The 476-nt window shown below is 67.2% G+C and carries 1 protein-coding gene; it reads left to right on the top strand.

From position 1 onward, the window contains the following. A partial coding sequence (locus AC3A4T_RS24530; protein WP_487677759.1) for a hypothetical protein occupies nt 1-476 on the top strand: 476 nt, incomplete at both ends.

A 476-nucleotide genomic window follows, 5' to 3' on the forward strand; every position in this document is an offset into this window, starting at 1 on the left:
ACCGGCACCACGGTCAATCCGGGTGCGACGATCACCTATACCCTGAGCACCACGATCAGCACTGCGGCGCTGACGGATGTCTACACGCTGACCGACACCATCAGCGGCGATCAGACGTTCGGCAGCGTGACCAATGCCGGTGCGTACACCTGCACGGGCACCGGCCCGCTGTCGTGCACCCTGCCGGCCGGCACCCTGCCGGGCACCTATACGCTGACCTACACCACCACCGTCGACGCGGATGCGGCCGGCACGGTCGGTAACAGCGTGACGGGCATCGGTGGTGGCGACCCGGACCCGGAGTGCACCAACTGCACGACGACCCATACGGTCGCGGCGCCGGTGATCACCAGCAGCAAGTCGTCGGATCCGGCGACCGGCACCACGGTCAACCCGGGCGCGACGATCACCTACACCCTGAGCACCACGATCAGCACTGCGGCGCTGACGGACGTCTACACGCTGACCGACACGAT

The sequence above is a fragment of the Lysobacter sp. Soil_N_51 genome, assembly GCF_057655755.1.